The sequence below is a fragment of the Pseudomonas putida genome (assembly GCF_028682475.1).
In the GTDB taxonomy this organism is placed as follows: Bacteria; Pseudomonadota; Gammaproteobacteria; order Pseudomonadales; family Pseudomonadaceae; genus Aquipseudomonas; species Aquipseudomonas putida_AG.
The window spans coordinates 22589-47681 of record NZ_JANHLE010000025.1 but is presented as its reverse complement, the minus strand read 5'-3'; the positions used below and the strand labels follow the sequence as shown (position 1 = coordinate 47681).

22 protein-coding genes are annotated in these 25093 nt (G+C 60.3%); 6 read left to right on the top strand and 16 right to left on the bottom strand.

What is annotated here, in order from left to right; translation table 11 throughout:
- Positions 1-23: 23 nt before the first annotated feature.
- Together hyi and gcl are read right to left on the bottom strand one after the other, a co-directional pair.
- Entirely contained in the window at positions 24-806 is a 783-nt protein-coding gene (gene hyi, locus NPS47_RS19430) for a hydroxypyruvate isomerase (RefSeq protein WP_274296409.1), read from the bottom strand.
- A 57-nt stretch (positions 807-863) separates the two neighbouring features.
- Entirely contained in the window at positions 864-2639 is a 1776-nt protein-coding gene (gcl, locus tag NPS47_RS19425) for a glyoxylate carboligase (RefSeq protein ID WP_274296408.1), read from the bottom strand.
- 256 nt (positions 2640-2895) lie between these two features.
- Between gcl and NPS47_RS19420 the strand changes: the two genes are divergently transcribed.
- Positions 2896-3336 (top strand): GlcG/HbpS family heme-binding protein, encoded by a 441-nt coding sequence (locus NPS47_RS19420; protein ID WP_157193438.1) that lies wholly within the window; start codon positions 2896-2898, stop codon positions 3334-3336.
- Between the two features lie 112 nt (positions 3337-3448).
- Here NPS47_RS19420 and NPS47_RS19415 read toward each other — a convergent pair whose 3' ends face one another.
- Entirely contained in the window at positions 3449-4057 is a 609-nt protein-coding gene (locus NPS47_RS19415) for a TetR/AcrR family transcriptional regulator (RefSeq protein ID WP_038613246.1), read from the bottom strand.
- A gap of 124 nt (positions 4058-4181) precedes the next feature.
- Between NPS47_RS19415 and NPS47_RS19410 the strand changes: the two genes are divergently transcribed.
- Entirely contained in the window at positions 4182-5090 is a 909-nt protein-coding gene (locus NPS47_RS19410) for a DUF808 domain-containing protein (RefSeq protein WP_274296407.1), read from the top strand.
- Positions 5091-5108: 18 nt separating this feature from the next.
- Here the strand turns inward: NPS47_RS19410 and NPS47_RS19405 are convergent, their stop codons facing one another.
- A complete protein-coding gene (locus NPS47_RS19405; protein ID WP_274296406.1) occupies positions 5109-7055 on the bottom strand; it encodes an LTA synthase family protein in 1947 nt (648 codons plus the stop codon).
- Between the two features lie 184 nt (positions 7056-7239).
- Between NPS47_RS19405 and NPS47_RS19400 the strand changes: the two genes are divergently transcribed.
- The gene (locus tag NPS47_RS19400; RefSeq protein ID WP_274296405.1) at positions 7240-7569 is read left to right on the top strand and encodes a hypothetical protein; all 330 of its coding nucleotides are present in this window, start codon (positions 7240-7242) and stop codon (positions 7567-7569) included.
- Positions 7570-7663: 94 nt separating this feature from the next.
- Here NPS47_RS19400 and NPS47_RS19395 read toward each other — a convergent pair whose 3' ends face one another.
- The 7 genes from NPS47_RS19395 to puuE form a co-directional block, all read right to left on the bottom strand.
- Positions 7664-8452: an outer membrane protein OmpK gene (locus NPS47_RS19395; protein WP_274296404.1), complete on the bottom strand. Its 789-nt coding sequence runs from the start codon at positions 8450-8452 to the stop codon at positions 7664-7666.
- A 363-nt stretch (positions 8453-8815) separates the two neighbouring features.
- Positions 8816-9601, bottom strand: coding sequence for an outer membrane protein OmpK (locus tag NPS47_RS19390; protein WP_274296403.1), 786 nt, complete (start codon positions 9599-9601; stop codon positions 8816-8818).
- A gap of 136 nt (positions 9602-9737) precedes the next feature.
- The gene (locus tag NPS47_RS19385; protein WP_128324412.1) at positions 9738-11093 is read right to left on the bottom strand and encodes a nucleobase:cation symporter-2 family protein; all 1356 of its coding nucleotides are present in this window, start codon (positions 11091-11093) and stop codon (positions 9738-9740) included.
- Positions 11094-11212: 119 nt separating this feature from the next.
- Positions 11213-12538, bottom strand: a complete 1326-nt coding sequence (locus NPS47_RS19380) for a urate hydroxylase PuuD (protein WP_274296402.1) — start codon at positions 12536-12538, stop codon at positions 11213-11215.
- Between the two features lie 50 nt (positions 12539-12588).
- Complete coding sequence (locus NPS47_RS19375; protein WP_274296401.1) at positions 12589-13092, bottom strand: ureidoglycolate lyase; 504 nt, start codon at positions 13090-13092, stop codon at positions 12589-12591.
- Between the two features lie 48 nt (positions 13093-13140).
- On the bottom strand, positions 13141-13656 hold the full coding sequence (gene uraD, locus NPS47_RS19370; protein WP_274296400.1) for a 2-oxo-4-hydroxy-4-carboxy-5-ureidoimidazoline decarboxylase: 516 nt from the start codon (positions 13654-13656) through the stop codon (positions 13141-13143).
- Positions 13653-14582 carry an allantoinase PuuE gene (gene puuE, locus NPS47_RS19365; RefSeq protein ID WP_038613232.1) on the bottom strand — a complete coding sequence of 310 codons (930 nt, stop codon included), beginning with the start codon at positions 14580-14582 and terminating at the stop codon, positions 13653-13655. Before puuE ends, uraD begins: the two co-directional genes overlap by 4 nt.
- Positions 14583-14967: 385 nt before the next feature.
- Here puuE and uraH point away from each other — a divergent pair, with 385 nt between their 5' ends.
- Positions 14968-15321: a hydroxyisourate hydrolase gene (gene uraH, locus NPS47_RS19360; RefSeq protein ID WP_038613230.1), complete on the top strand. Its 354-nt coding sequence runs from the start codon at positions 14968-14970 to the stop codon at positions 15319-15321.
- Positions 15322-15504: 183 nt separating this feature from the next.
- Here uraH and NPS47_RS19355 read toward each other — a convergent pair whose 3' ends face one another.
- On the bottom strand, positions 15505-16854 hold the full coding sequence (locus NPS47_RS19355; RefSeq protein ID WP_038613228.1) for an NCS2 family permease: 1350 nt from the start codon (positions 16852-16854) through the stop codon (positions 15505-15507).
- Between the two features lie 359 nt (positions 16855-17213).
- Between NPS47_RS19355 and NPS47_RS19350 the strand changes: the two genes are divergently transcribed.
- Positions 17214-17981: a GntR family transcriptional regulator gene (locus tag NPS47_RS19350; protein WP_274296399.1), complete on the top strand. Its 768-nt coding sequence runs from the start codon at positions 17214-17216 to the stop codon at positions 17979-17981.
- A gap of 91 nt (positions 17982-18072) precedes the next feature.
- Here the strand turns inward: NPS47_RS19350 and guaD are convergent, their stop codons facing one another.
- The 4 genes from guaD to xdhA form a co-directional block, all read right to left on the bottom strand.
- A complete protein-coding gene (guaD, locus tag NPS47_RS19345) occupies positions 18073-19377 on the bottom strand; it encodes a guanine deaminase (RefSeq protein ID WP_274296398.1) in 1305 nt (434 codons plus the stop codon).
- A gap of 10 nt (positions 19378-19387) precedes the next feature.
- Positions 19388-20233, bottom strand: coding sequence for a xanthine dehydrogenase accessory protein XdhC (xdhC, locus tag NPS47_RS19340; RefSeq protein ID WP_191832673.1), 846 nt, complete (start codon positions 20231-20233; stop codon positions 19388-19390).
- A gap of 84 nt (positions 20234-20317) precedes the next feature.
- The gene (xdhB, locus tag NPS47_RS19335) at positions 20318-22714 is read right to left on the bottom strand and encodes a xanthine dehydrogenase molybdopterin binding subunit (RefSeq protein ID WP_274296397.1); all 2397 of its coding nucleotides are present in this window, start codon (positions 22712-22714) and stop codon (positions 20318-20320) included.
- Positions 22707-24161: a xanthine dehydrogenase small subunit gene (xdhA, locus tag NPS47_RS19330; protein WP_274296396.1), complete on the bottom strand. Its 1455-nt coding sequence runs from the start codon at positions 24159-24161 to the stop codon at positions 22707-22709. The genes xdhB and xdhA overlap by 8 nt, the downstream gene beginning before the upstream one ends.
- Positions 24162-24433: 272 nt before the next feature.
- Here xdhA and NPS47_RS19325 point away from each other — a divergent pair, with 272 nt between their 5' ends.
- Complete coding sequence (locus tag NPS47_RS19325; protein WP_274296395.1) at positions 24434-25093, top strand: GntR family transcriptional regulator; 660 nt, start codon at positions 24434-24436, stop codon at positions 25091-25093.

The window sequence follows — 25093 nt, the reverse complement described above, 5'->3', positions numbered from 1 at the left end:
TGCCTCTTGTAATTGTTTTCAGGTCAGATCGCGTTATGGGATTTCAACCAGCCCAGGCCTGCTTCGGTGGTGGTCAGCGGCTTGTATTCACAGCCCACCCAGCCCTGGTAACCGATGCGGTCCAGGTGTTCGAAGAGGAAGCGGTAGTTAATCTCGCCAGTACCCGGCTCGTTGCGGCCCGGGTTGTCGGCCAGCTGGATGTGGTTGATCTTGGCCAGGTTGCTTTCCATGGTGCGGGCCAGATCCCCTTCCATGATCTGCATGTGGTAGATGTCGTATTGCAGGAACAGGTTGCTGCTGCCGACTTCGGCCTGGATTTCCAGGGCCTGTTGGGTGTTGTTCAGGTAGAAGCCTGGAATGTCGCGGGTGTTGATCATTTCCATGACCAGCTTGATCCCGGCAGCCTGCAGTTTGTCGGCGGCATACTTGAGGTTGTCGACGAACGTCTTGCGTACAGTGGCGCAATCCGGACCTTGTGGACGGATACCGGCCAGGCAGTTGACCTGGGTGTTGCCCAGCACCTGGGCGTAGGCGATGGCCAGGTCGACACCGGCGCGGAACTGCTCGACGCGGGCCGGATCGCAAGCAATGCCGCGATCACCTTTGGCCCAGTCGCCGGCTGGCAGGTTGAACAGCACCTGGGTCAGGCCGTGGGCATCGAGCTGCTGCTTGATTTCAGCCGAGCTGTAATCGTACGGGAACAGGTATTCGACACCGCTGAAGCCGGCGTCGGCTGCAGCTTTGAAACGGGCGAGAAAGTCCTGCTCGGTGAACAGCATGGACAGGTTGGCGGCGAAACGTGGCATGGTTGTCTCCTTGCAAAAGTGGGCCCTGCGCGTAATGCAGCAGGGCCGCTCTAGCGATCAGTCGAGCAGGGAAATCGCGGTTGGCGCGTCGTTGCCGACCAGGGCCAGGTCTTCGAATTCGTTGACCGCGTTGATTTCGGTGCCCATGGAAATGTTGGTCACGCGCTCGAGGATAACCTCGACCACCACCGGTACCTTGAACTCTTCAGCCAGTTTTTGCGCTTTGAGCAGGGCCGGGGCGATCTCGCCAGGCTCGGTCACGCGCAGGGCCTTGCAACCCAGGCCTTCGACCACAGCGACGTGATCGACACCATAACCGTTGAGTTCCGGCGCGTTGACGTTCTCGAACGCCAGCTGCACACAGTAGTCCATCTCGAAGCCGCGCTGGGCCTGGCGGATCAGCCCCAGGTAGGAGTTGTTCACCAGGACGTGAACGTACGGCAGGTTGAACTGTGCACCCACCGCCAGTTCTTCGATCATGAATTGGAAGTCATAGTCGCCTGACAGCGCGACAACCTTGCGGCTCGGGTCAGCCTTGACCACACCCAGGGCGGCAGGAATGGTCCAGCCCAGCGGGCCGGCCTGGCCACAGTTGATCCAGTGACGCGGCTTGTAGACGTGCAGGAACTGCGCACCGGCGATCTGCGACAGACCGATGGTGCTGACGTAGCAGGTGTCTTTGCCGAACACCTGGTTCATTTCCTGGTACACGCGCTGCGGCTTGACCGGCACGTTGTCGAAATGGGTCTTGCGCTGCAGGCTCGACTTGCGCTGTTGGCAGTCTTCCAGCCAGGCGCTGCGGTCCTTGAGTTTGCCAGCGGCTTTCCACTCGCGGGCCACTTCCAGGAACACGTCCAGGGCGGCGCCAGCGTCGGAAACGATACCCAGGTCAGGGGTGAACACTCGGCCGATCTGGGTCGGTTCGATATCGACGTGAATGAAGCGGCGGCCTTCGGTGTAGACGTCGACGGAGCCGGTGTGGCGGTTGGCCCAACGGTTACCGATACCCAGCACCACGTCGGACTTGAGCATCGTGGCGTTGCCGTAGCGGTGCGAAGTCTGCAGACCGACCATGCCGACCATCAGCGGGTGATCGTCAGGGATGATGCCCCAGCCCATCAGGGTCGGGATCACCGGAATGCCGGTCAGCTCGGCGAACTCGACCAGTTTGTCGCAGGCGTCGGCGTTGATGATGCCACCACCGGCCACCAGCAGCGGACGCTCGGCGGTGTCGAGCATGGCCAGGGCTTTTTCGACCTGGATACGGTTGGCGGCAGGCTTCTGTACTGGCAGCGGCTGGTAGGCGTCGATGTCGAATTCGATTTCGGCCATCTGCACGTCGAACGGCAGGTCGATCAGTACAGGGCCTGGACGGCCGGAGCGCATTTCATAGAAGGCTTTCTGGAACGCATAAGGCACCTGGCCTGGTTCCAGAACGGTGGTCGCCCACTTGGTCACCGGCTTGACGATGCTGGTGATGTCGACGGCCTGGAAATCTTCCTTGTGCATACGCGCACGCGGCGCTTGGCCGGTGATGCACAGGATCGGGATGGAGTCGGCCGAGGCGCTGTACAGGCCGGTGACCATGTCAGTGCCGGCAGGGCCGGAAGTGCCGATGCACACGCCGATGTTGCCGGCTTTGGTGCGGGTGTAGCCCTCGGCCATGTGCGAGGCGCCTTCAACGTGACGAGCGAGGACGTGATCGATACCGCCGACTTTCTTCAGGGCCGAGTACAACGGGTTGATGGCAGCACCCGGAATACCAAACGCGGTTTCAACACCTTCGCGGCGCATCACCAGAACGGCTGCATCAATTGCTCTCATTTTGCTCATGGTTTTGTGCCTCTTTGATTTTGTAATTGTATACAAATGGCTTTTCGTCAGAGTGTATTCACGCCAGGCGACTCTGGTCAATCCATTTTCATCGGCGATGGGTGCTTTCGTCGGGAACGCCATAAAAAAGGCGTTTCGTCAGAATTGGTTTATCGCGCTTGAATTATTGTATACAAAAATATTCGCCATTGTGTTCTATTTGTTCTATTGCTTTCACACCTGCCCTCAGGGCTTCTAACAACAAGAGGACCTTTCCATGACCACATTGACCCTGAAAGTCGCCGTCAGCCTGGTGAACGCCGCGCTGGCTGCCGGCCGCAAGATCTCCGCCGCGCCCTTGACGGTGGCGGTGCTTGACGCTGGCGGTCACCTGTTGACGCTGCAGCGCGAAGACGGCGCCAGCCTGCTGCGCCCGCAAGTGGCGATGGGCAAGGCCTGGGGGGCGATAGCCCTGGGCAAGGGTTCGCGCCTGATTGCCCTGGATGCGCAACAACGCCCGGCGTTTTTCGCCGCGCTCAATGGGTTGGGGCAGAGCCCGGTGGTGCCGGCGCCAGGTGGCGTGCTGATTCGCAATCAGCAGGGCGTGGTGGTGGGGGCGATCGGTATCAGTGGCGATACCTCGGACATCGATGAGCAGTGTGCGATCAGTGCGATCGAAGAGGCGGGGTTGACGGCGGATGCCGGTGTAGCAGCCTGAGGTCTTTTGCGGCTGCATTGCAGCCCTTCGCTGGCAAGGCCAGCTCCCACAGGTTCAGCATTGACTCGGATACTGTGGGAGCCGGCCTTGCCGGCGATAGCGGCGCTGCGGACTAAGCGTCCGGCTCGCAGCCTTTGAGCACCAGACGAATGATGGTCTGCGTCGCCGCTTCATAGTCGCTGTCTTCCAGCTTGGCCTTGCCGGTAACCACCGAGATCTGCCAGTCGAAATCAGCGTAGGTCTGGGTCGCCGCCCAGATGCTGAACATCAGGTGGTGCGGGTCGACCTTGGCAATCTGGCCACGGTCAATCCAGGCCTGGATGCACTCGATGTTGTGCCGGGCCTGTTCGTTGAGCTGTTCGACCTGACTCGGGCTCAGGTGCGGGGCACCGTGCATGATCTCGCTGGCGAACACCTTGGAGGCGAACGGCAGGTCGCGGGAGATACGCACTTTCGAGCGGATATAGGCGCTCAATACTTCCTTGGGGTCACCGTCGGCATTGAACGGTGTCGACGCCTGCATGATCGGCTCGATGATGCTTTCCAGGACCTCGCGGTAGAGGTTTTCCTTGGACTTGAAGTAGTAGTACACGTTCGGCTTGGGCAACCCGGCCTTGGCCGCGATGTCGCTGGTCTTGGTGGCGGCGAAGCCCTTGTCGGCGAACTCTTCACTGGCCGCGCGCAGGATCAGTTCTTTGTTGCGCTCGCGAATGCTGCTCATGGTTGACGCTAATCCTCGGGCCTGAAAGGGCGGTTGCGCATGGTAGCACCGCGTTTGCAAAGGGCTCAAGGTGGCGACTTTGGGCTAGACTGAGCACCTCTCAACCCGCTGGAATCAGGCAAACATGGCAGGAAGCAGTCTTCTGGTATTGATCGACGATATCGCCACGGTACTCGACGATGTCTCGGTAATGACCAAAGTCGCGGCGAAAAAGACCGCAGGTGTATTGGGCGACGACCTGGCGCTCAATGCCCAGCAGGTCACCGGCGTGCGTGCGGAGCGGGAAATCCCGGTGGTCTGGGCGGTGGCCAAGGGCTCGTTCGTCAACAAGTTGATCCTGGTGCCGGCGGCGCTGTTGATCAGTGCGTTCATCCCCTGGGCGGTCACGCCGTTGTTGATGATCGGCGGTGCTTTTCTGTGTTTCGAAGGCTTCGAAAAACTTGCCCACAAGTTCCTCCACAGCAAGGCAGACGATCAGGCCGAGCATGCGGCCAGAGTCGAGGCAGTGGCTGACCCCGCAGTCGATCTGGTGGCTTACGAACAGGGCAAGATCAAGGGCGCGATCCGCACCGATTTCATCCTCTCGGCAGAGATCATTGCGATCACTCTGGGCACTGTTGCTGCTGCACCGCTCACCCAGCAGATCATCGTGCTCTCGGGCATTGCCATTGTCATGACCATCGGTGTTTACGGTCTGGTGGCCGGTATCGTCAAACTCGATGACCTGGGTTTGTGGCTGACCCAGAAGGCTTCGCGGGCGGCGCAGGCGCTGGGTAACGGCATCCTGCGTGCGGCGCCGTACATGATGAAGAGCCTGTCGGTGATCGGTACCGCGGCGATGTTCCTGGTTGGCGGCGGGATTCTGGTGCATGGCGTGGCGCCGCTGCATCACGCCATCGAAGCCTTCAGTGAAGGGCGGGGCGGGGCGTTGACCGGGGCCTTGCTCAATGGCGGGGTAGGGATTGTTGCGGGAGCGGTGGTGTTGGCGGTGGTGGCCTTGATCGGCAAGCTCTGGCGATTTGCCAGAGCTTGAGTTCGAAGATTGCTCGCGTCAGTTTTTCAACACAGCCTGCTCTGTCGGCTCTGGTAACCAATCGAGTAAATGATGGGTAAAGCCGAAGCTGGCAACCTGGTAGTAAGCAATGGCACGTTGGATCAGGGGATCACTCGTGTCGGCGGCCACCTCGGTGCTTTCACCCAGGGCCTGATTATGCCGGCGCAGGCCGTCACGCGGGCTGAGGATCGCCAGGTCCTGGCCGTCGAACAGGCCCAGGTGCTGATAATTGCCGATCAGCACCCTGGGCGGCAGGCTGTCTTCCTGTAGCAGGTCGCGGCCAAAGAAGGTCGAGGTGTAACGGGTGTTGAGCATGCCGAGCAGGGTCGGCGCAAGATCGATTTGGCTGGCCAGTTTCGACTCCTCGCGTGCTTCGATCAGCTTCGGCGCATAGATGAACAGCGGAATCTGATAATTGCTCACCGGCAAGTCTTCCTTGCCAGCACTGCCAGCCGTATGGTCGGCGACGAAGATGAACAGAGTGTTGTCGAACCAGGGCTTGCTGCGTGCCTGTTCAAGGAAGCGTCCGATGGCATAGTCGGTGTACTTCACGGCACCATCGCGGCCATTACCCGAGGCAATGTCGATGCGGCCTTCGGGGAACGTGTAGGGCCGATGGTTGGAGGTGGTCATCAACTGCAGGAGGAACGGCACTTGATTGGCGTGGTCAGCGTCCGCCAGTTTGATGGCTTGGCTGTAAAGGTCTTCGTCAGACATGCCCCAGGCATTCTTGAAACTGATGTCCGCCTCATTGACGCTGCTCTGGTCGACGATGCGGTAACCGTTGCCGCTGAAAAACGCGTTCATGTTGTCAAAATAGCCACGCCCGCCATACACAAACACGCTGTCATAACCAATGTCTGACAACTGCTGGCCAAGGCTGGCAAAGCCACTTTCACGCCCGATGCGTTTGACGATAGAGCGCCCCGGTGTTGGCGGCATCGACAGGGTGATGGCCTCAAGACCGCGGTCAGTACGGGTGCCAGTGGCATAGAAGTTGTTGAAGTACAGGCTCTGTTTGCGCAGGGCATCGAGGTTCGGCGTCAGGTTGCGTGTGTCACCGTTGCTGCCCATGTACTTGGCGCTCAGGCTTTCGATGGTGACCAGGATGATATTGGGCGTGCGCGCTGGACCGGAGGGGGTGATTTCCCGGCGAATGCTCATCGGATCCTGATCGACGAAGCGGGCGTTGGGTTCTTGCAGTTCGGCGCGGATCAGGCGGGTGGAGTCGCTTTCGGACAGGCTGCCGTAGAACTGCGAGTAGTCCAGTTCATTGTTTCGAAACGCGGCAAAAAACTGGTAAGGCCCGTTGCTGGCCAATTCGCGTGCATACGCATTGCCGCCTTGGCCGCGGGGCATGTCCTGGTTGATCAGCAAGCCCGCTATACCCGCCAGCAACACCAGCGTGCCGAAGGCCAGCAGGCGCTGGCGCCAGGAGGGCAAGGGTGCGTCCAGTGCCTGGCGCAGGGGGTTGCGCACGGCGAGCGTCAATACCAGGGCGGTGATGGCCAGCACACTGAGGATCAGGCCGATGGGGTAGGACTCAAGAATGTTGTTCACAACCTCGTCCGAGTACACCAGGTAGTCCACAGCGATGAAGTTGAAGCGAACGCCGAACTCGTCCCAGAACAGCCATTCGGCAACGGCCACGAACAGCATGATGAACAGGCTGGTGAACAGTACTGTACGCAGCAAGCCTCGATGCAGGCGAGTACGCCAAAGCAGTGCAGGGCACAGTAGCAAATACAGGCCCAATGGCAGGGCGGCATAAAGGAGGAAACTCAGGTCGTAGATCAGCCCGGCAGCGAAGATCGAGAAAAAATGCCCCCCGGCCTCGCTCAGGTGAGCGAAGAGCAGGACGCTTCGTGTCAATAAGAAAGTAATCAGCCAGAGTGTTGTTAAAAGCAATAAATAGCGCACCGGCGCGGAACGTGAAGCGTGCATGGCGTTTGCCTTGTTGTTGGAGGACAGATTGGTGTGCACGCTAACGTTTGAAATGAGAAAAATTTGTCAAATAAATGCAGTGATGAAGTTTGTGCCTGATATATAGTGGTGGCGCTGAGTGCACAGGAGTGCGCGATGGCGAAAGTTGTTGGTCGCCCTTGTTGCTTGTTTAAGGAGCTTGCGTGTGCCTTTCAAAACACTGACTTATGATGTTTTCCACTTGGGATTGTATTTGGCCGCGGCGCTGGCCTGGACAGCGCTGTGTGTCTTGGTCCTGCTCAATGCGCGCAGGCGCATGCCCTATACCTCGGGCGCCGGCAGTCTGTGGACCGGGGCAGTGGGAGCGATTATCTGTCTGGGTTTTCTGCTGGCGGATGTGCTGCGGCTTGTTAGTGAGAGCGTCGTGCTGTTCGGGGTACTTGTATTCGGCGTGATTACGCCAGGGGTAATTGCTACTGTGCTTTGGGTGTATTTATATGTTCGGCGTGGGACGTTACCTGAAAAGAGCCTGTAGGGAATTTTTAGTTATTTGTAGGAAAATTCTGTAATCCATGACGTTCGCGCAAAGACCGCGCCTATTGATGGCGCGGTCTTTTAGTGTCAGCTGATTAGAAGTGCACTTTAACCAGGAAGCTCGCCGTGTTCTGATCGGTATCAAATGCGTCGCTGTCCTTGATCCCGTACTTGTTCTTCCAGTAGTCGTATTCGAAACCGACATACAGCTGCTTCTCGCCCCAGTTCAGCGCCTTGCCCAGGTCATATTTGACCTGCGGGTTGAAGTGCAGGTTGGCGTGGTAGGTGCCACGGCGGCTGGTGGCGTCGTTGTCCACTACCCAGTCCATGAAACCATCGATGAGGATGTCGGATTTGCCCACAGGAATGGTGTACGACCAGACCGGGGTGATCTGCCAGACGTTGTCACCGGCACGGCTGCCTTCGGTGTTGCGCTGGTAGAAGTTCAGCTGGAAGTAGTCGAAGCCCGGGATTGCCAGGTCGAAACCAGGACCGATCAGGTAGGACTCGGTATCGCCCTCACCAAATTCGTAGGTCATGGCCAGCAGCACGTCCTTGATCGGGCCGAACTCCAGCTTCTGGTCGAAGATCTTGCCGAACGACAGGCGTGGGCTGAACTCGCCGTAGTAGGTGTTGGGGCCGTTGTTGAAGTCTTTATCGCCGTTGTAGAAGATCTTGTCGACGAAGAAGAAGTTGTCGCCGTATTTCCAGGCATCGGCGTGCTCGAAGGTCACGGTCTGCTGGATTTGCGGGTTGACCGCAAAGTTCTTGCCCCACAGGTAGGTCAGGCTGTTGTTCTGCCATTGCAGCAGATCACCGGCGGTGGCGGCCGTGCTGGCTGCCAGCAGGCCACCGGCGAGAATCAGGCTATTGGTCATGCGCATCGCTGTGTTACTCCCTTGATTGAATCTGTTGTCGGTGCTCTGAGCGGCACCGTTGGGTTCAAATACTTGTCTTTTGAGTCAGCTTTTTTCGATTGGCCACAACAATTTGGCAAGTGCTGCGCCAACTTTTCCGCAATGGCGCAACAGTCCTGCTCGACGTCTTTCTGAACAGCTGAAAAAGGGGATTTCAGGTTGGCGTGACGCTTGCCAACCGCCCGAATTCATTGACTGAGCGGTCAGCAAACGCAGGCAGGATCCGTCCTGCCCTGAGCGAGGGGGCGCGCAGATTACTGGCTTGCGCGCGGGTCCTCAAGTGCTCCGTCGTGGAGCGGGGGTGGCTAAAACTGTGCGTTTGGTCAGGTTTTAGAAGTGAACCTTAACCAGGGCGCTGGTCACGCTCTGATTGGTGTCCAGGCGTCCACTGTTCTCGATGCCGTATTTGTCTTTCCAGTAGCTGTATTCGATACCCACGTACAACTGCTTGGCGCCCAGGTTCAGGGCCTTGCCCAGGTCGTATTTGACCTGTGGGTTGAACTGCAGGTTGGCGTGGTAGGTGCCGCGCCGGGTCGAGTCGTTGTCGACCACCCAGTCCATGTAGCCATCGACGAGGATGTCGGACCTGCCGACGGGGATGGTGTAGGAAAAGGTCGGGGTAATCTGCCAGACGCCATCACCCGGACGGCTGCCTTCGGTGTTGCGCTGGTAGAAGTTCAAGGTGAAGTAGTTGAAGCCGGGAATCGCCAGGTTGAAGCCGGGGCCGATCAGGTAGGCCTCGTTGTCGCCTTCGCCTGACTCGTAGGTCATGGCCAGCAACACGTCGGTAATCGGACCGAACTCGAGTTTGCGATCGAAGATCTTGCCGAACGACAGGCGCGGGCTGAACTCACCGTAGTAGGTGTTGTTGCCTTTGTTGCGGTCGGTACCGCCGTTGTAGAAGATCTTGTCGATGAACAGGAAGGTGTCGCCGTATTTCCACCGGTTGGCGTGTTCGAAGGTCACTGTCTGCTGGATTGCAGGGTTGACCTGGAAGTCCTTGCCATACAGGTAGGAGAGGCTGTTGGTGTGCCATTGCAGCAGGTCTTCTGCGGCGGCTGGCAAAGTGGCCAGCAGACTGCTACCCAACAGAAGGGAAGTGGTGATGCCTTTCATGTTGTGATTCCCGGCTTTGTTATTGTTGGTTTTTGGGTTTTTTCGGCGCGAAACGCCCCAGTCGACCCGCTCCCACGGGTCGACGGTCCTGCGTAGTGCTCGGGGTGATACCGGGCGGCAAGCGCCGCCCAATGACTCAATGCTGGTGGGCGGCTTCGTTGTGAGCAGCGCGTTCGGCGCCGCCGAGAATGTTGAACAGCAGGTTGAGGATCAACGCGCTGACTGTGGCCATGGCGATACCGCTGTGGGTGATCGGTTCCATCCACTGCGGCATCTGTGCGAAGAACTCCGGACGCACCACAGGGATCAGGCCCATGCCGACACTGACGGCAACCAGCAACTGGTTGCGGCGATCGGCGATGTCGGCTTCCTGGAGGATCTTGATCCCGGTGGCGGCGACCATGCCGAACATGGCGATGGAGGCACCGCCCAGTACCGCAGGCGGAATCGAGGCAATCAGGAAGGCCGCCTTGGGCAGCAGGCTGAGCAGGATCAGGAAACCACCGGCCACCACGGTGACATAGCGGCAACGCACGCCAGTCATCTGCACCAGGCCGATGTTCTGGGCGAACGAGGAGTGGGTGAAGGTGTTGAAGAAACCGGCGACAAACGATGCACCGGCGTCGCACATCAGGCCGCGGCGCAGCATGCCCGGAGTGACTTCGCGGTCGGTGACCTTGCCCAGGGCGAGGAACATGCCGGTGGACTCGACAAAGATGATCACCACCACCAGGCACATGGACAGGATCGGTGCCAGGCTGAAGGTCGGCATGCCAAAGTGCAGCGGCGTTACCACTTGCACCCAGGGTGCCTCGTCGAGGCCGGAGAGGTCGACCATGCCGATGGAGCCGGCCAGGATGTAGCCCAGGCCCATGCCGATCAGCACCGAGACATTGACCCAGAAACCGCGCATGAAGCGGTTGACCAGGAGGATGGTGGCCAGCACCAGGCCAGCGACGATCAGGTAGATAGGGGAACCGAAGGTTTCGGCACTGGCGCCGCCACCGGCCCAGTTAACGGCAACCGGAAACAGCGAAAGACCAATCGAGGTGATGACCGTACCGGTCACCAGCGGTGGGAAGAAACGCACCACCTTGGACATGAACGGGGCGATCAGCATGCCGAAGAAACCGGCGGCGATGGTCGCACCGAAAATACCTTGCAGGCCGACACCGGGCATCCCGGCCATGGCCACCATGCTGCCGACTGCAGCAAAGCTTGCACCCATCATCACCGGCATGCGGATGCCGACTGCGCCAATGCCGAACGACTGGACGATGGTGGCGACACCAGCGACCAGCAGGTCGGCATTGATCAGGAAAGCGACTTCTTCACGAGAAAGGCCGGCGGCCTGGCCGATGATCAAGGGCACGGCAATCGCGCCTCCGTACATCAGCAAGACATGTTGTAGACCCACCAGGAACAGTTGGAGCATGGGCAGTGGCTGTCGTGGGGGCGCAACGGGGATGTACGCCTTGCGTGACTCGGACATGCAACACCTCGGTTTTGTTTTTATTCTTTAGAGCTGCAAGCTCAAGCGCCACGCCTCGAGGAGAAGCAGGTGGTGGCGCTTGGCTTGCGGCTTGCAGCTTGTCGCTTGAAGCGTGTTACTTAGTTTGTTGGAGCACCTTTGGCGATCCAGGCACCGATCAGTTCACGTTCCTGCTGGGTCATCTGGGTGATGTTGCCCAGTGGCATGATCTGTGTGGTTACAGCTTGTGCCTGAATGCGTGCGGCTTGCTGCTGGATCTGTTGCGGGGTGTCGAGCATTACCCCGGCAGGCGCAGCGCTGAACAGCGGGCTGCTCGGCTTGGCCGAATGGCACACCGCGCAACGTTCCTGGATGACGCTGTGGATCTTGTCGAAACCGGCATCGTCGAGTTTGGCGACGCTGGCCGCTGGTGCTTCGGCAGGGGCGGCAGCCTGGGCAGGTGCGGCGGCTTGCTCTGCAGCTTTCTCGGCAGCGGTCTTGCCACCCAGCGCGGTTTCCGGCAGCGGTTGGTACTCGACCTTGGCGGCGGCCTGCTCTGGCGCGCTCGGCATTGGCGCAGGGCCAGTGACGTAAGCCAGGCAGATCATCGACAGAGCGCCGACCGGCAGGGTCCAGGCGTACTTGTTGCTGTCGTGGCGGGTGTTGAAGTAGTGACGTACCAACACGGCAGCCACCGCGATACCGGCCAGGATCAGCCAGTTGTACTGGCTACCGTAGGTGCTCGGGAAGTGGTTGCTGATCATGATGAACAGCACCGGCAGGGTGAAGTAGTTGTTGTGCCGCGAGCGCAGCAGGCCCTTGGCCGGCAGGAGCGGGTCCGGGGTCTGGTTGGCTTCGATGGCGGCGACCAGCTGACGCTGGGCCGGCATGATGATGCGGAACACGTTACCGACCATGATGGTGCCGATGATCGCGCCGGTGTGCAGGTACGCACCACGACCGCTGAACACCTGGCTGAAACCGTAGCAGGCGGCAATCACCAGAACGAACAGCACCAGGCCGAGCAGGCCGGGGCGCTTGCCCAGTGGCGAGTCGCAGAGGAAGTCGTAGATGAACCAGCCGGCGATCAGCGAACCAACGCCGATGGCGATCCCTTCACCACCGCTCAGGGTGCTGCCAGGGGCCAGCAGGTACAGGGTCGGGTTCCAGTAGAACACCAGGCACAGCAGGGCGATACCCGACATCCAGGTGAAGTAGGCTTCCCATTTGAACCAGTGCAGGTTCTCCGGCATTTTCGGCGGAGCCAGCTTGTACTTCTCCAGGTGGTAGATCCCGCCACCGTGAATCGCCCAGAGATCGCCGGACAGCCCGTCGCGCGGGTTGGCGCGGTTGAGGTTGTTTTCCAGCCAGACAAAGTAGAACGACGCGCCAATCCAGGCGACGCCAGTGATCATGTGAACCCAACGCACGCTCAGGTTCAGCCATTCCAACAGATGTGCTTCCACAGTCTTTACCTCTACCCTGGCACCCTGTAGCCGGGTGCTCAGGTCTTCTCTTATTGGTGGGGGGCGAGGATCAATTGCTCATCCTCATTGAAAAAATGCTCATCGCAGTTATTGCCAGTGCCACTGCGATCAACCACCAGGAAGTCATCCCGCTTTTCGATCGTCAGCACCGGGTGGTGCCAGACGCCGCGATGGTAATTGATGCCCTGCCTTCCATTACTGCGGAAGGCACGGACCAGGCCCGATACAGGTGCATCGCCAAGGGGCGCGACCACGATCAGAAAGGGATTGCCGAGCAGCGGAATGAACGCCTGGCTGCCCAGCGGATGGCGCTCCAGCATGCGAACGGTCAGCGGCATGTCCAGCGCGTCGGCGCGGAAGATGCTGATGATCGCGTTGTCCTCGGGCTGGGCGGTTTGAACCGTCGCCAGCTTGTGGAAGCGCATGGTCGAACCGTTGTTGATCATGAAGTGGTCGCTGCCGTCGGTTTCGATCACGTCACCGAAAGGGGCGAAGGCTTCTTTGGTCAAGGGCTCAATCACTAAAGTGCGCATGCGGATTCTCTTTATTCTGTGTTGTGGTGGGTAAGGCCGGGCCTACCCTTAAAGTTGCAGCAGGCGGAACAGGGCAATCAGGTTGATCTGCGCCAACGCTTCCTTGAACTCGGCCTCGACCGAGTTGTGGATACGCTTCTCGAACGAGGCGAGGATCTGGTGCCGATTGCTGCCTTTGACCGCCATGATGAACGGAAACTTGAACTTCTCTTTGTAAGCGTCGTTGAGTTCGGTGAAACGCTCGAACTCTTCGGCGGTGCACTGGTGGATACCGGCACCGGCCTGCTCATTGGTGCTCGACTCGGTCAGTTCGCCCTGGATCGCGGCTTTGCCGGCGAGGTCCGGGTGCGCATTGATCAGGGCCAGCTGGGCGGCGTGGTCGGCGCTCAGCAGAATGTCGCTCATGCGCTGATGCAGGGCTTCGATCTGGTCGATTTCCTGCAGCTGGCCCAGGTCGTAGGCCTTCTCGGCAACCCAGGGCGAGTGCTCGTAGATGTCGGCAAAGGCTTCGACGAACGCGCTGCGCTCCAGGGACGAAGGCTTGAGGGTTTTGAAAGCGGTCATTGGGCGTTCTCGGCTTTGTAAGGGTGGGTGGCATGCCAGTGACGGGCGATGTCCACACGCCGGGTGAACCAGACCTGTTCATGGCTCTTGGCGTATTCAATGAAACGCTTGAGCGCGGCCAGGCGCGCCGGACGGCCGACCAGGCGGCAGTGCAGGCCGATCGAGAGCATCTTCGGGGCTTCGGCGCCTTCTTCGTAGAGAACGTCGAAGGCGTCCTTGAGGTACTGGAAGAACTGCTCGCCGCAGTTGAAGCCCTGCACCTGGGTGAAGCGCATGTCGTTGGTGTCCAGGGTGTACGGGATCACCAGATGCGGCTTGCCGGTCGGGTTGTTCGGTTCCCAGTAGGGCAGGTCGTCGTCGTAGGTGTCGCTGTCGTAGAGGAAGCCGCCTTCCTCCATCACCAGGCGCCGGGTGTTGATTCCGGTACGGCCGGTGTACCAGCCCAGCGGACGCTCGCCGGTCAGTTCGGTGAGGATGCGGATGGCTTCGAGCATGTGCTCGCGTTCCTGGGCCTCATCCATGTTCTGGTAGTCGATCCAGCGGTAGCCGTGGCTGCAGATCTCGTGGCCGGCTTCGACCATGGCGCGGATCACGTCGGGGTGACGCTGGGCGGCCATGGCGACGGCGAAGATGGTCAGCGGCACGCCGGTGTCCTTGAACAGCTTGAGCAGGCGCCAGACGCCAGCGCGGCTGCCGTACTCGTAGAGCGATTCCATGCTCATGTTACGCGCGCCCTGCAGGGGCTGGGCGGCAACCATTTCCGAGAGGAAGGCTTCCGATTCCTTGTCCCCGTGAAGAATGTTGCGTTCACCGCCTTCTTCGTAATTGAGCACGAAAGACAAAGCGATGCGGGCATTCCCCGGCCAGCGCGGATGGGGTGGGGTATTGCCGTAACCGATCAGGTCGCGAGGATAATCAGCGCTCACTGCAGTCTTCCTTCTTATTCGTGTAAACGGAGGGCGTGGCGCCCGGGTAGGGTATCGGCCACGACGATGAGGTGATTGTATACAACTTTGTTTGCGGTTTGTAAGCCTGTTTTTTCCTATTTCTTCCTGTTTTTGACCTCTAAAACCCTCTGCAAGAAACCTGCCCAATTGGTCAGTTAATGACGCGTTCGTCGGCCAGTGCCGTGGTTTTGCGACTGATGGCGTATTTACAGAAGGGGGTGGGCGTGTCAGGTAAGAATACCGAATTATTGTGTACAATTTTACAGAAAAATGTCTTAATAATCCGACAGTCGTACGCTGCCGGCTCTTCTGGCGGCGCCGTACGGGATTTTTTGCCCACAGATAGAACAGAGGCGAGCAAGCAATGGGACGTTTGACCACGCATGTACTGGATGCCGCTCACGGCTGCCCTGGCAGCTCGATCAAGGTCGAGCTGTACCGCGTCGAAGGCCAGCAGCTTGAGCTGGTGCACACCACCCTGACCAACAGCGATGGCCGTTGCGATGCGCCGCTGCTGCAAGGTGACGATTACCGCAGCGGCGTCTACCAGCTGCAGTTCAATGCGGGCGACTACTACCGCGCCCGTGGCGTGCAGCTGCCGGAGCATGCCTTCCTTGATGTGGTGGTCCTGCGCTTTGGCATCAGCGCCGAGCAGGATCACTACCACGTGCCGCTGTTGATCTCGCCGTACAGTTACTCGACCTATCGTGGAAGCTAGTTGGTCGCTAGAAGAATCTTCGTAGGTCCTTGCCCGCTCACACTGCGGGCTTTTTTTTGCCTGCATCGCGGGGCAAGCCCGCTCCCACCGGGGATCACCTTCGGTGGGAGCGGGCTTGCCCCGCGATAAGGCCCACAAAAAAGCCCCACCCGAAGGTGAGGCTCTGTTTCCCCGAGGTTGTGTTTACAGGAACACAAACTTGGCAATGAAGATCGCCGTCAGCACCCACAGGCTCGCCGAGATCTCGCTGAAACGACCGGTACCGGCCTTGAGCACCACATAAGTGATAAAGCCCAGGGCAATACCGTCGGCGACCGAGAAGGTCAGCGGCATCATGATCGCGGTGACAATCGCCGGGATGCTGTCGGTGGCTTCATCCCAGTTGATGTGCGCCATGCTGCCCATCATCAGCATGGCGACATAGATCAACGCACCGGCGGTGGCGTAGGCGGGGATCATCCCGGCCAGTGGCGCGAAGAACATCGCAGCGATGAAGAACAGCCCGACCACCACCGCCGTCAGGCCCGTGCGGCCACCGGCGGCAACACCCGCAGCACTCTCCACATAGCTGGTAACCGGCGGAACGCCGACCACGGCACCGAACACGCTCGAGGCACTGTCTGCCTTCAATGCACGCGAGAGGTTTTCGATGCGTCCGTCGGCATTCACCAGGTTGGCACGCTGGGCTACGCCCATCAGGGTGCCGGCGGTGTCGAACATGTGCACGAAGAGGAAGGCGAACACAACGGCAATCATGCTGACGTTGAACACGCCGGCGACATCCATGGCCATCCAGGTCGGTGCCAGGCTCGGTGGCAGCGAGAACAGGCCGCCGTACTCGACCAGGCCCAGACCCCAGCCGGCGAGGGTGACGCTGATGATGCTGATCAGGATCGCGCCGAACACCCGGTGATAGCTGAGCACCGCAATCATCAAAAAGCAGATCGCCGCCAGCAGCGGGCCTGGCTCGTGCAGGGAGCCGAGCTTGATCAGGGTGGCCGGACTGTCGACGACAATTCCGGCAGTTTTAAGACCGATCAGTCCGAGAAACAATCCGACGCCGGCACCCATTGCATGACGCAGGCTCACGGGAATGCTGTTGAGCAGCCATTCACGCACCCGCGACAGCGTCAGCAGCATGAACAGCACCCCGGAGACGAATACCGCGCCCAGCGCCGCCTCCCAGGTGTAGCCCATGGTCCCGACCACGGTATAGGTAAAGAAGGCGTTGAGCCCCATGCCCGGTGCCAGGCCTACCGGCCAGTTGGCATACAGACCCATCAACAGACAGCCCAGGGCGGCGGCGATACAGGTGGCGACAAAGGCCGCGCCGTGATCGATGCCGGCATCGGCCATGATGTTGGGGTTGACGAAGATGATGTAGGCCATGGTGATAAAGGTGGTCAGCCCGGCGATCATTTCGGTTTTGACGGTGGTGCCATGTAGCTTGAGTTTGAAAATCCGCTCCAGCCAGCTCGTTTCGAGCGGTGGGGCAAGATCCAGCGTAGGGGCTTCGGATTTGCGGCTTTCCACAGCATGTACTCCTCAAGTCTTTTCTTGTTTTTCAGAGCCGGTCCTGCGCACGCACTGGGGAGCTCTGTGAGGCGGTTGGGATGGCAGGCCACCGGACCGTTTGTTGACTTCTGGGTCAGGAAGTTGCACGGATGGATTATGCGTTTGTATACAAAGAATGCAAATAATGTTTTCGTTGCTGTGCGCAAATAATTTCGCCGCATTGCTATAAAGGCCATCAACCCCTGCAGAAATCGCTGCGGCTGTGTACAATGTGCCCATACCTTAATCGTTTAATTTTCTTACCAAGACTTGCCTCCGCCCCACTGGCTGGTATTACAGTCAGGGTCCGACAGGCCGATCCCCGTGCTCGAGTGCCCATGAACGAACAGCTGCAACCTCTCAAGAAACCAGTGCGTACCGGCAAGGCCGGGCGCAGCGGAACCCAGGACGATATCGTCTATGCGCACATTTTCGAGGCCATTCTCGAACAGCGTCTGGCGCCGGGTACCAAGTTGAGCGAGGAAGCCCTGGGCGAAATCTTTGGCGTCAGCCGCACTATCATCCGCCGCGCACTGTCGCGCCTGGCGCATGAAAGCGTGGTGCTGCTGCGGCCCAATCGTGGTGCCGTGGTCGCCAGCCCGACGGTTGAAGAGGCCCGCCAGGTGTTCTTCTCGCGGCGTATGGTTGAACGTGCCATTACCGAACTTGCGGTCGAGCACGCCACTGCTGAGCAGCTCAACGAGTTGCGTCAGATGGTTCGTGACGAACGTGACAGTTTTTCCCGTGGCGATCGTGGTGCCGGTATTCGCCTGTCTGGCGAGTTCCACCTGAAGCTGGCCGAAGCCGCCGGCAATGCCCCGCTGATCAGCTTCCAACGCAGCCTGGTGTCGCAGACGTCGTTGATCATTGCCCAGTACGAAAGCGGCAACCGCTCGCACTGCTCCTACGATGAGCACATGCAACTGATCGACGCTATCGAGGCACGTGACGTCAATCAGGCAGTCAGCCTGATGATGCACCACATGGACCACATCGACAGCAAGCTCAACCTCGACGAGGACAGTGCTTCGGATGATCTGCATGCGGTGTTCTCGCATCTGCTGCAGACCAAGAAGCGTGGCAGTTCGGTACCGATCAAGGGCTGATAACCGGCTCACAACAATCGCGGGGCAAGCCCGCTCCCACAGGCTTTCACAGGCGTGTGGGAGCGGGCTTGCCCCGCGATGTTTTTGCTGCTTAGCGCTGGTGCACGCAACGCCCGGCGGCGAAGGTCTGTTTGACGGTACGGTCGTCGCCCAGGGTCATCAGCACGAACAGGGTCTCGTCGATGCTCTTCGACTGCTGGATGCGGTAATCCATCAACGGCGTCGCCTTGTAGTCGAGCACCACGAAGTCGGCATCGTTGCCAGGCTTGAGGCTGCCGATGCGGTCATCCAGGCTCAGTGCCTGAGCACCACCGAGGGTGGCCAGGTACAGTGACTTGAACGGGCTCAGGCGTGCGCCCTGCAGTTGCATGACCTTGTAGGCCTCGTTAAGCGTATTGAGCAGCGAGAAGCTGGTGCCGGCACCAACGTCGGTACCCAGGCCCACCTTGACCTTGAACTTCTCCGCCTGCGGCAGGTTGAACAGGCCGCTGCCAAGGAACAGGTTGGAGGTCGGGCAGAAGGCCACAGCCGAACCGGTTTCGGCCAGGCGCTGGCACTCTTCGTCGCACAGGTGCACGCCGTGGGCGAACACCGAGCGCTCGCCGAGCAGCTTGAAGTGATCGTAGACGTCCAGGTAGCCCTTGCGCTCAGGGAACAGTTCCTTGACCCAGTCGATCTCCTTGAGGTTCTCGCTCAGGTGCGTGTGCATGTACAGATCGGGGAATTCGCTCAGCAGTTGCCCGGCCAGCGCCAGTTGCTCCGGGGTGCTGGTCGGCGCGAAGCGCGGGGTGACGGCATAATGCAGGCGGGCCTTGCCGTGCCAGCGCTCGATCAGCGCCTTGCTTTCGCTGTAGCCGGACTCGGCCGTATCGGTCAGGTAGTCCGGGGCGTTGCGGTCCATCATCACCTTGCCGGCGATCATCCGCAGGTCCAGGCGTTCGGCCTCTTCAAAGAAGGCATCGACCGACTCCGGGTGCACGCTGCCAAACACCAGGGCAGTGGTGGTGCCATTGCGCAGCAGTTCTTCGATGAAGATCTTCGCTACTTTGTCAGCGTGCGCCTTGTCGGCAAACTGCTTCTCGCACGGGAAGGTGTAGGTATTGAGCCAGTCCAGTAACTGCTCGCCGTAGGAGCCGATCATGCCGGTCTGCGGGAAGTGGATATGGGTGTCGATAAAGCCGGGAGTGATCAGGGCATCCTGATAATGCTGCACTTCGACGTCCGCAGGCAGTGTCGGCAGCAGTTCGCGGGCGTGGCCCAGGGCGCTGATCTTGCCGTTGTCGATCAGCAGCAGGCCGTCTTCGAAATACTGGTAGGAAGCTTCAATGCCTACCTCGGCAGGATCGGCGATGCTGTGCAAAATGGCGGCACGGTAGGCTTTGCGGGTTACGCTCATAGGGCTCTCGTCATATGGCTTGGCTGCGCCGCGAGGGCGGCAGCAATTGGGCAATGGGGCCGGCATTGGTGGCACTGTCGTGCTGGCCGAAGCTGGCGTTGTAGGTGGCAATGATTTCGGCGGCGATGGACACGGCGATCTCGATCGGCAACTTGCCCTTGACCTCGGCCAGGCCCATCGGGCAGCGCATGCGTTGCAGGCGCTCTTCGCTGTAGCCGCGTTCACGCAGGCGGTGTTCGAATTTGACCCGTTTGGTTTTCGAACCGATCAGGCCGAACCAGGTGAAGTCATTGCGTTTAAGGATTGCAGCGGTCAGTTCCAGGTCCAGCTGATGGTTGTGGGTCATGACGATGCAGTAGCTGCCCGCGGGCAGGTCGTCGACTTCATCGACCGGCTCTTCGCTGACGATCTTGCTGACCCCGGCCGGAATCTGCTCGGGAAATTCCTGCTCGCGCGAATCGATCCAGCGCACCCGGCAGGGCAACGCGGCGAGCAAGGGTACCAGAGCGCGGCCGACATGGCCTGCACCGAACACGGCGATTTGCGCCTGCACCTGGCCCATGGGCTCGAACAGCAGCACGGTTGCGCCGCCGCAGCACTGGCCAAGGCTGGCGCCGAGGCTGAAACGCTCCAGATGCGGTGATTCGCGCCGTTCGGCGAGCATTTCGCGGGCGATTTTCATCGCCTTGTATTCAAGGTGGCCGCCGCCAATGGTGTCGAACAGCTGTTCGGCGCTGACCACCATCTTCGAGCCGGCATTGCGTGGCGTCGAGCCGCGCTCCTCGATGATGGTCACCAGTACGCAGGCTTCACCACGGGCTTGCAGGTCGGCGAGGGCGTTGATCCAGGTGTGCATATTCACTTGCCTCTTTGATCGCGGGGCAAGCCCGCTCCCACAGCAGTCTCCCGGTGGGAGCGGGCTTGCCCCGCGATGAGCACACTACGGTGCTACGGTCTCAACCTCGGCAGCCGGCTGTTGCGCCGCCACCGCCTTGCGCATCTGCTCGCAGCCCCACAGCACCCGCTCCGGGGTCGCCGGCGCATCGATCTTCGGCTGTACGCGGTAATCAGCAAGACTGGCCACGGCATCCTTGATCGCGCACCAGGCGGCGATACCCAGCATGAACGGCGGTTCCCCCACGGCTTTGGAATGGAACACCGTGTCTTCCGGGTTCTTGCGGTTTTCCACCAGCTTCACGCGAAAGTCGATCGGCATGTCTGCCACCGCCGGGATCTTGTAGCTGGCCGGGCCGTTGGTTATCAGCTTGCCCTTGGCGTTCCACACCAGTTCTTCGGTAGTCAGCCAGCCCATGCCTTGAACGTAGCCGCCTTCCACCTGGCCGATGTCGATGGCCGGGTTCAGCGAGGCGCCGACGTCGTGCAGGATGTCGGTGCGCAGCATCTTGTATTCGCCGGTCAGGGTGTCGACGATCACCTCGGCACACGCCGCACCGAACGCGAAGTAGTAGAACGGACGGCCGCGGGCCTGGCTGCGGTCGTAATAGATTTTCGGGGTCTTGTAGAAACCGGTGCTCGACAGCGACACCTGAGCGAAGTAGGCCTGCTGGATCAGTGCATCGAAGCTGATGATCTCGTCGCGGATACGCACATGGTTGTTGCGAAACTCGACGTCTTCTTCGGTCACCTTGTATTGCCGCGCGGCGAACTCCACCAGACGTTTCTTGATGGTCTCTGCCGCGTTCTGCGCCGCCTTGCCGTTCAGGTCGGCACCGGAGGAGGCCGCTGTCGGCGAGGTGTTGGGCACTTTCTCGGTGTTGGCCGCGGTGATCTGCACGCGCTGGAAGTCGACCTGGAACACCTCGGCCACCACCTGCGCCACTTTGGTATTCAGGCCCTGGCCCATTTCGGTGCCGCCATGGTTGAGGTGAATGCTGCCATCGGTGTAGACGTGCACCAGGGCACCGGCCTGGTTGAGGAAACTGGCGGTGAAGGAGATGCCGAATTTCACCGGGGTCAGCGCCAGGCCTTTCTTGAGGATCGGGCTATGGGCATTGAAGAGGCGGATCGACTCACGACGCTCATGGTAGTCGGCACTGGCTTCCAGCTCGGCGGTCATTTCTTCGAGCATGTTGTGCTCGACGGTCTGGTAGTAGTGGGTGACGTTACGTTCGGTCTTGCCGTAGTAGTTGGCCTTGCGCACCGCCAGCGGGTCGAGCGCCAGGCTGCGGGCGATATGGTCCATGACCTCTTCGATGGCGACCATCCCCTGCGGGCCGCCGAAGCCCCGGTAGGCAGTGTTCGATGCGGTGTTGGTCTTGCAGCGATGACCGTTGACCGTGGCGTCACCGAGGTAATAGGCGTTGTCGGAGTGGAACATGGCGCGGTCGACGATCGACGCCGAGAGGTCCGGCGAGTAGCCGCAGTTGCCGGCCAGCTCCAGGTTGATCCCGTGCAGGCGGCCGCTGTCCTCGAAGCCGACGTCGTATTCGACATAGAACGGATGGCGCTTGCCGGTCATCAGCATGTCTTCGACCCGCGGCAGGCGCATCTTGGTCGGCTGGCCGGTCAGACGGGCGATCACTGCGCACAGGCACGCGGGGCTTGCGGCCTGGGTTTCCTTGCCGCCGAAGCCGCCGCCCATGCGGCGCATGTCGACCTGGATTTTGTTCATTGGCACGTCGAGTACTTCGGCGACCAGTTTCTGCACCTCGGTGGGGTTCTGGGTCGAGCAGTAGACGATCATCCCGTTGTCTTCGGTCGGCATCACCGAAGAGATCTGGGTTTCCAGGTAGAAGTGTTCCTGGCCGCCGATGTGCAGGGTGCCTTGCAGGCGATGCGGCGCGCTGGCCAGGGCCGTGGCCGAGTCGCCGCGTTTGTGGGTGTGGCTGTCCAGCACGAAGTGGCGTTTGCGCAGGGCCTCGACCACGTCGAGCACTGGTTCCAGGTCTTCGTATTCAACGATCGCAGCCATCGCCGCGCGGCGTGCGGTGTCCAGGTCGCGGGCGGCGACGGCAAGCACCGGCTGGCCGACGAACTCGACCTTGTCGATGGCCAGCAACGGGTCGCCGGGCATGATCGCGCCAATGTCCTTGAGGCCTGGAATGTCTTCGTGGGTGATGGCGATGCGCACACCTTCGAAGGCGTAGCAGGGGCTGGTATCGATCTTCAGTACCCGCGCGTGGGCGCGGTCGGACATGCGCGCATACACGTGCAGCTGGTTGGGGAACTCCAGGCGGTCATCGATGTACTGCGCTTCACCGCTGACCTGCTTGTCGGCGCTGTCGTGCTTGATGCTGCGCCCGACTCCGGTGGTCAGGTCCTGGCTGAACAGCTCGGCCATTTGCGCCTGGCTTTTGGCGACGTGATGGTTAGACATAAGCGGTCACCCGGGTCTCGATGTGCGGCGTTTGCAGTTCGATGAAGTATTTGCGCAGCAGGTTCTGCGCGCTGAGCAGGCGGTATTCCTTGCTGGCGCGGAAGTCCGACAGCGGGGTGAAGTCTTCACTCAGGGCCTGGCAGGCACGTTCGATGCTGGCCAGGTTCCAGGCTTTACCGACCAATGCGGCTTCGCAGGCGCGGGCGCGTTTGGGGATTGCAGCCATGCCGCCGAAGGCAATCCGTGCAGCTTCAACCACGCCGTTTTCGATGCGCAGGTTGAAGGCGGCGCAGACCGCGGAAATATCGTCGTCCAGACGCTTGGACACCTTGTAGGCGCGGAACGTCCAGGCACTGCGGGCACGCGGCACGATGATCTTCTCGATGAACTCGCTTTCCTGGCGGGCCGTGATGCGGTAATCGATGAAATAGTCTTCCAGCGCGAGCGTGCGGGTGCTCGTGCCTTTGCGCAGAACAATTTGCGCATCCAGGGCAATCAGCAGGGGTGGCGAGTCACCGATCGGCGAGGCGTTGCCGATATTGCCGCCGAGGGTGCCCTGGTTGCGGATCTGCAGGGAGGCAAAGCGGTGCAGCAGTTCGCCGAAGTCCGGGTATTCGTGGCTCAAGGCGTCGTAGCAGTCGGTCAGCGGGGTGGCCGCGCCAATTTCCAGATGCTCGTCATGGCTGTCGATGCGCTTGAGTTCGGCGACGTTGCCGACATAGATCATCACCGGCAGGGTTTTGTGGAACTGGGTGACTTCCAGCGCCAGGTCGGTGCCGCCGGCAAGCAGGCGAGCTTCGGGGTGCGAGCCGTAGAGGTCGGCCAGATCGGCAACGGTCAGCGGTACCAGGCAGCGCTTGTCACCGCTGTTGAGTTCACCGGTTTCACTGGGCGCGATGGCTTTGAGGCGGGCGATGGTCTGCGCCTTGTTGCTGTCGAACTGGTCGGGTTTGGCCTGGCAGCAGGACTGTTCGGCGGCGGCAAGGATCGGGCGATAGCCGGTGCAGCGGCAGAGGTTGCCGGCCAGTGCTTCCTGGGCCTTGTGCAGGTCCGGGGCATCGCTGTTCTTTTGCAGGGCAAACAGCGACATGACAAAACCGGGGGTGCAGAAGCCGCACTGCGAGCCGTGGCAGTCGGCCATGGCTTGCTGCACGCTGTGCAGCTGGCCTTGATGTTTGAGCCCTTCGACGCTGATCAATTGCTTGCCGTGCAGCGACGAAACAAAGGTCAGGCACGAGTTCAGGCTGCGGTAGCGGATCTGTTCGCGACCGTTGTCGTCCTCGGCCAGTTCGCCGACCACTACGGTGCAGGCACCACAATCGCCGCTGGCGCAGCCTTCCTTGGTACCGGACTTGCCCAAGTGCTCGCGCAGGTATTGCAGCACTGTCAAGTTGGGATCCAGGGCATGCTCACTGCGCAGCTCCTGGTTTAATAGAAACTGGATCACGGAAGGCCTCACACGCGGTTTATTGTTGTTGAGCGGACTGTAAGCAGACTTGATTTTTAGGTCAACAATTTTCTGACTTCTGAGTCAGGAAAAGATGCACGCCATTACCCGCCTGCCACAGGCGCTTCTCTATAGAGCATAGTCCGCTGTGGCCATGACCGATTTTTTTGCGTCTTTGCTGGCAACTTCTGCCTCCAGGCCCCTGCGCGGCGCCGGGGCAAGTGCGCTACAATTGCGCCCTTTGCACAGTTCAATGATTTTGAAGGAAAACCATGACGTTCAAGGCGCCGGACAGCCTCTCCGAGCAAATTGCCCACTACCTGGCCGAGCGGATCATCCGCGGCGAGCTCAAACCTGCTGAGCGTATCCAGGAGCAGAAGGTCACCCAGGCATTGAACGTCAGTCGCGGCTCGGTGCGTGAAGCCTTGCTGATCCTCGAGCGTCGACACCTGGTGACCATCCTGCCGCGCCGTGGCGCCCACGTGACCGAGCTCGACGAACATGGCGTGCGCAGCCTGTGCACCCTGATGGGCGAGCTCTACATCCTGCTGGGCAATGCAGTTGCGCAGAACTGGCGCAAGGAAAGCGACCTGCTGGCATTCCTGAACATCCAGCAAAGCCTGACCAGTGCCCTGAAGCGCCAGGACATCAAGGTATTCGTCGAAGAAAGCTTTGCGGTAATGCGCGCGGCTTACCCGTTCGCCAACAACCCTTACCTGCAGGAAACCGTTGAGAACCTGCAACCGGCCATGAGCCGCGCCTATTACCTGGCGCTGGATCAACGCAAGGCCGAAATGAGCGACTTCCTGGCGTTGTTCGCCAACTTGCTGGAGGCCGTGGTTGCCCGCGATCAGGCGCGCATCCGCACGGTGCTGGTCGAATACTGCCAGCGCAGCTGCGAGCTGGTGCTGGCGGCACTGGCGACTGCCTGA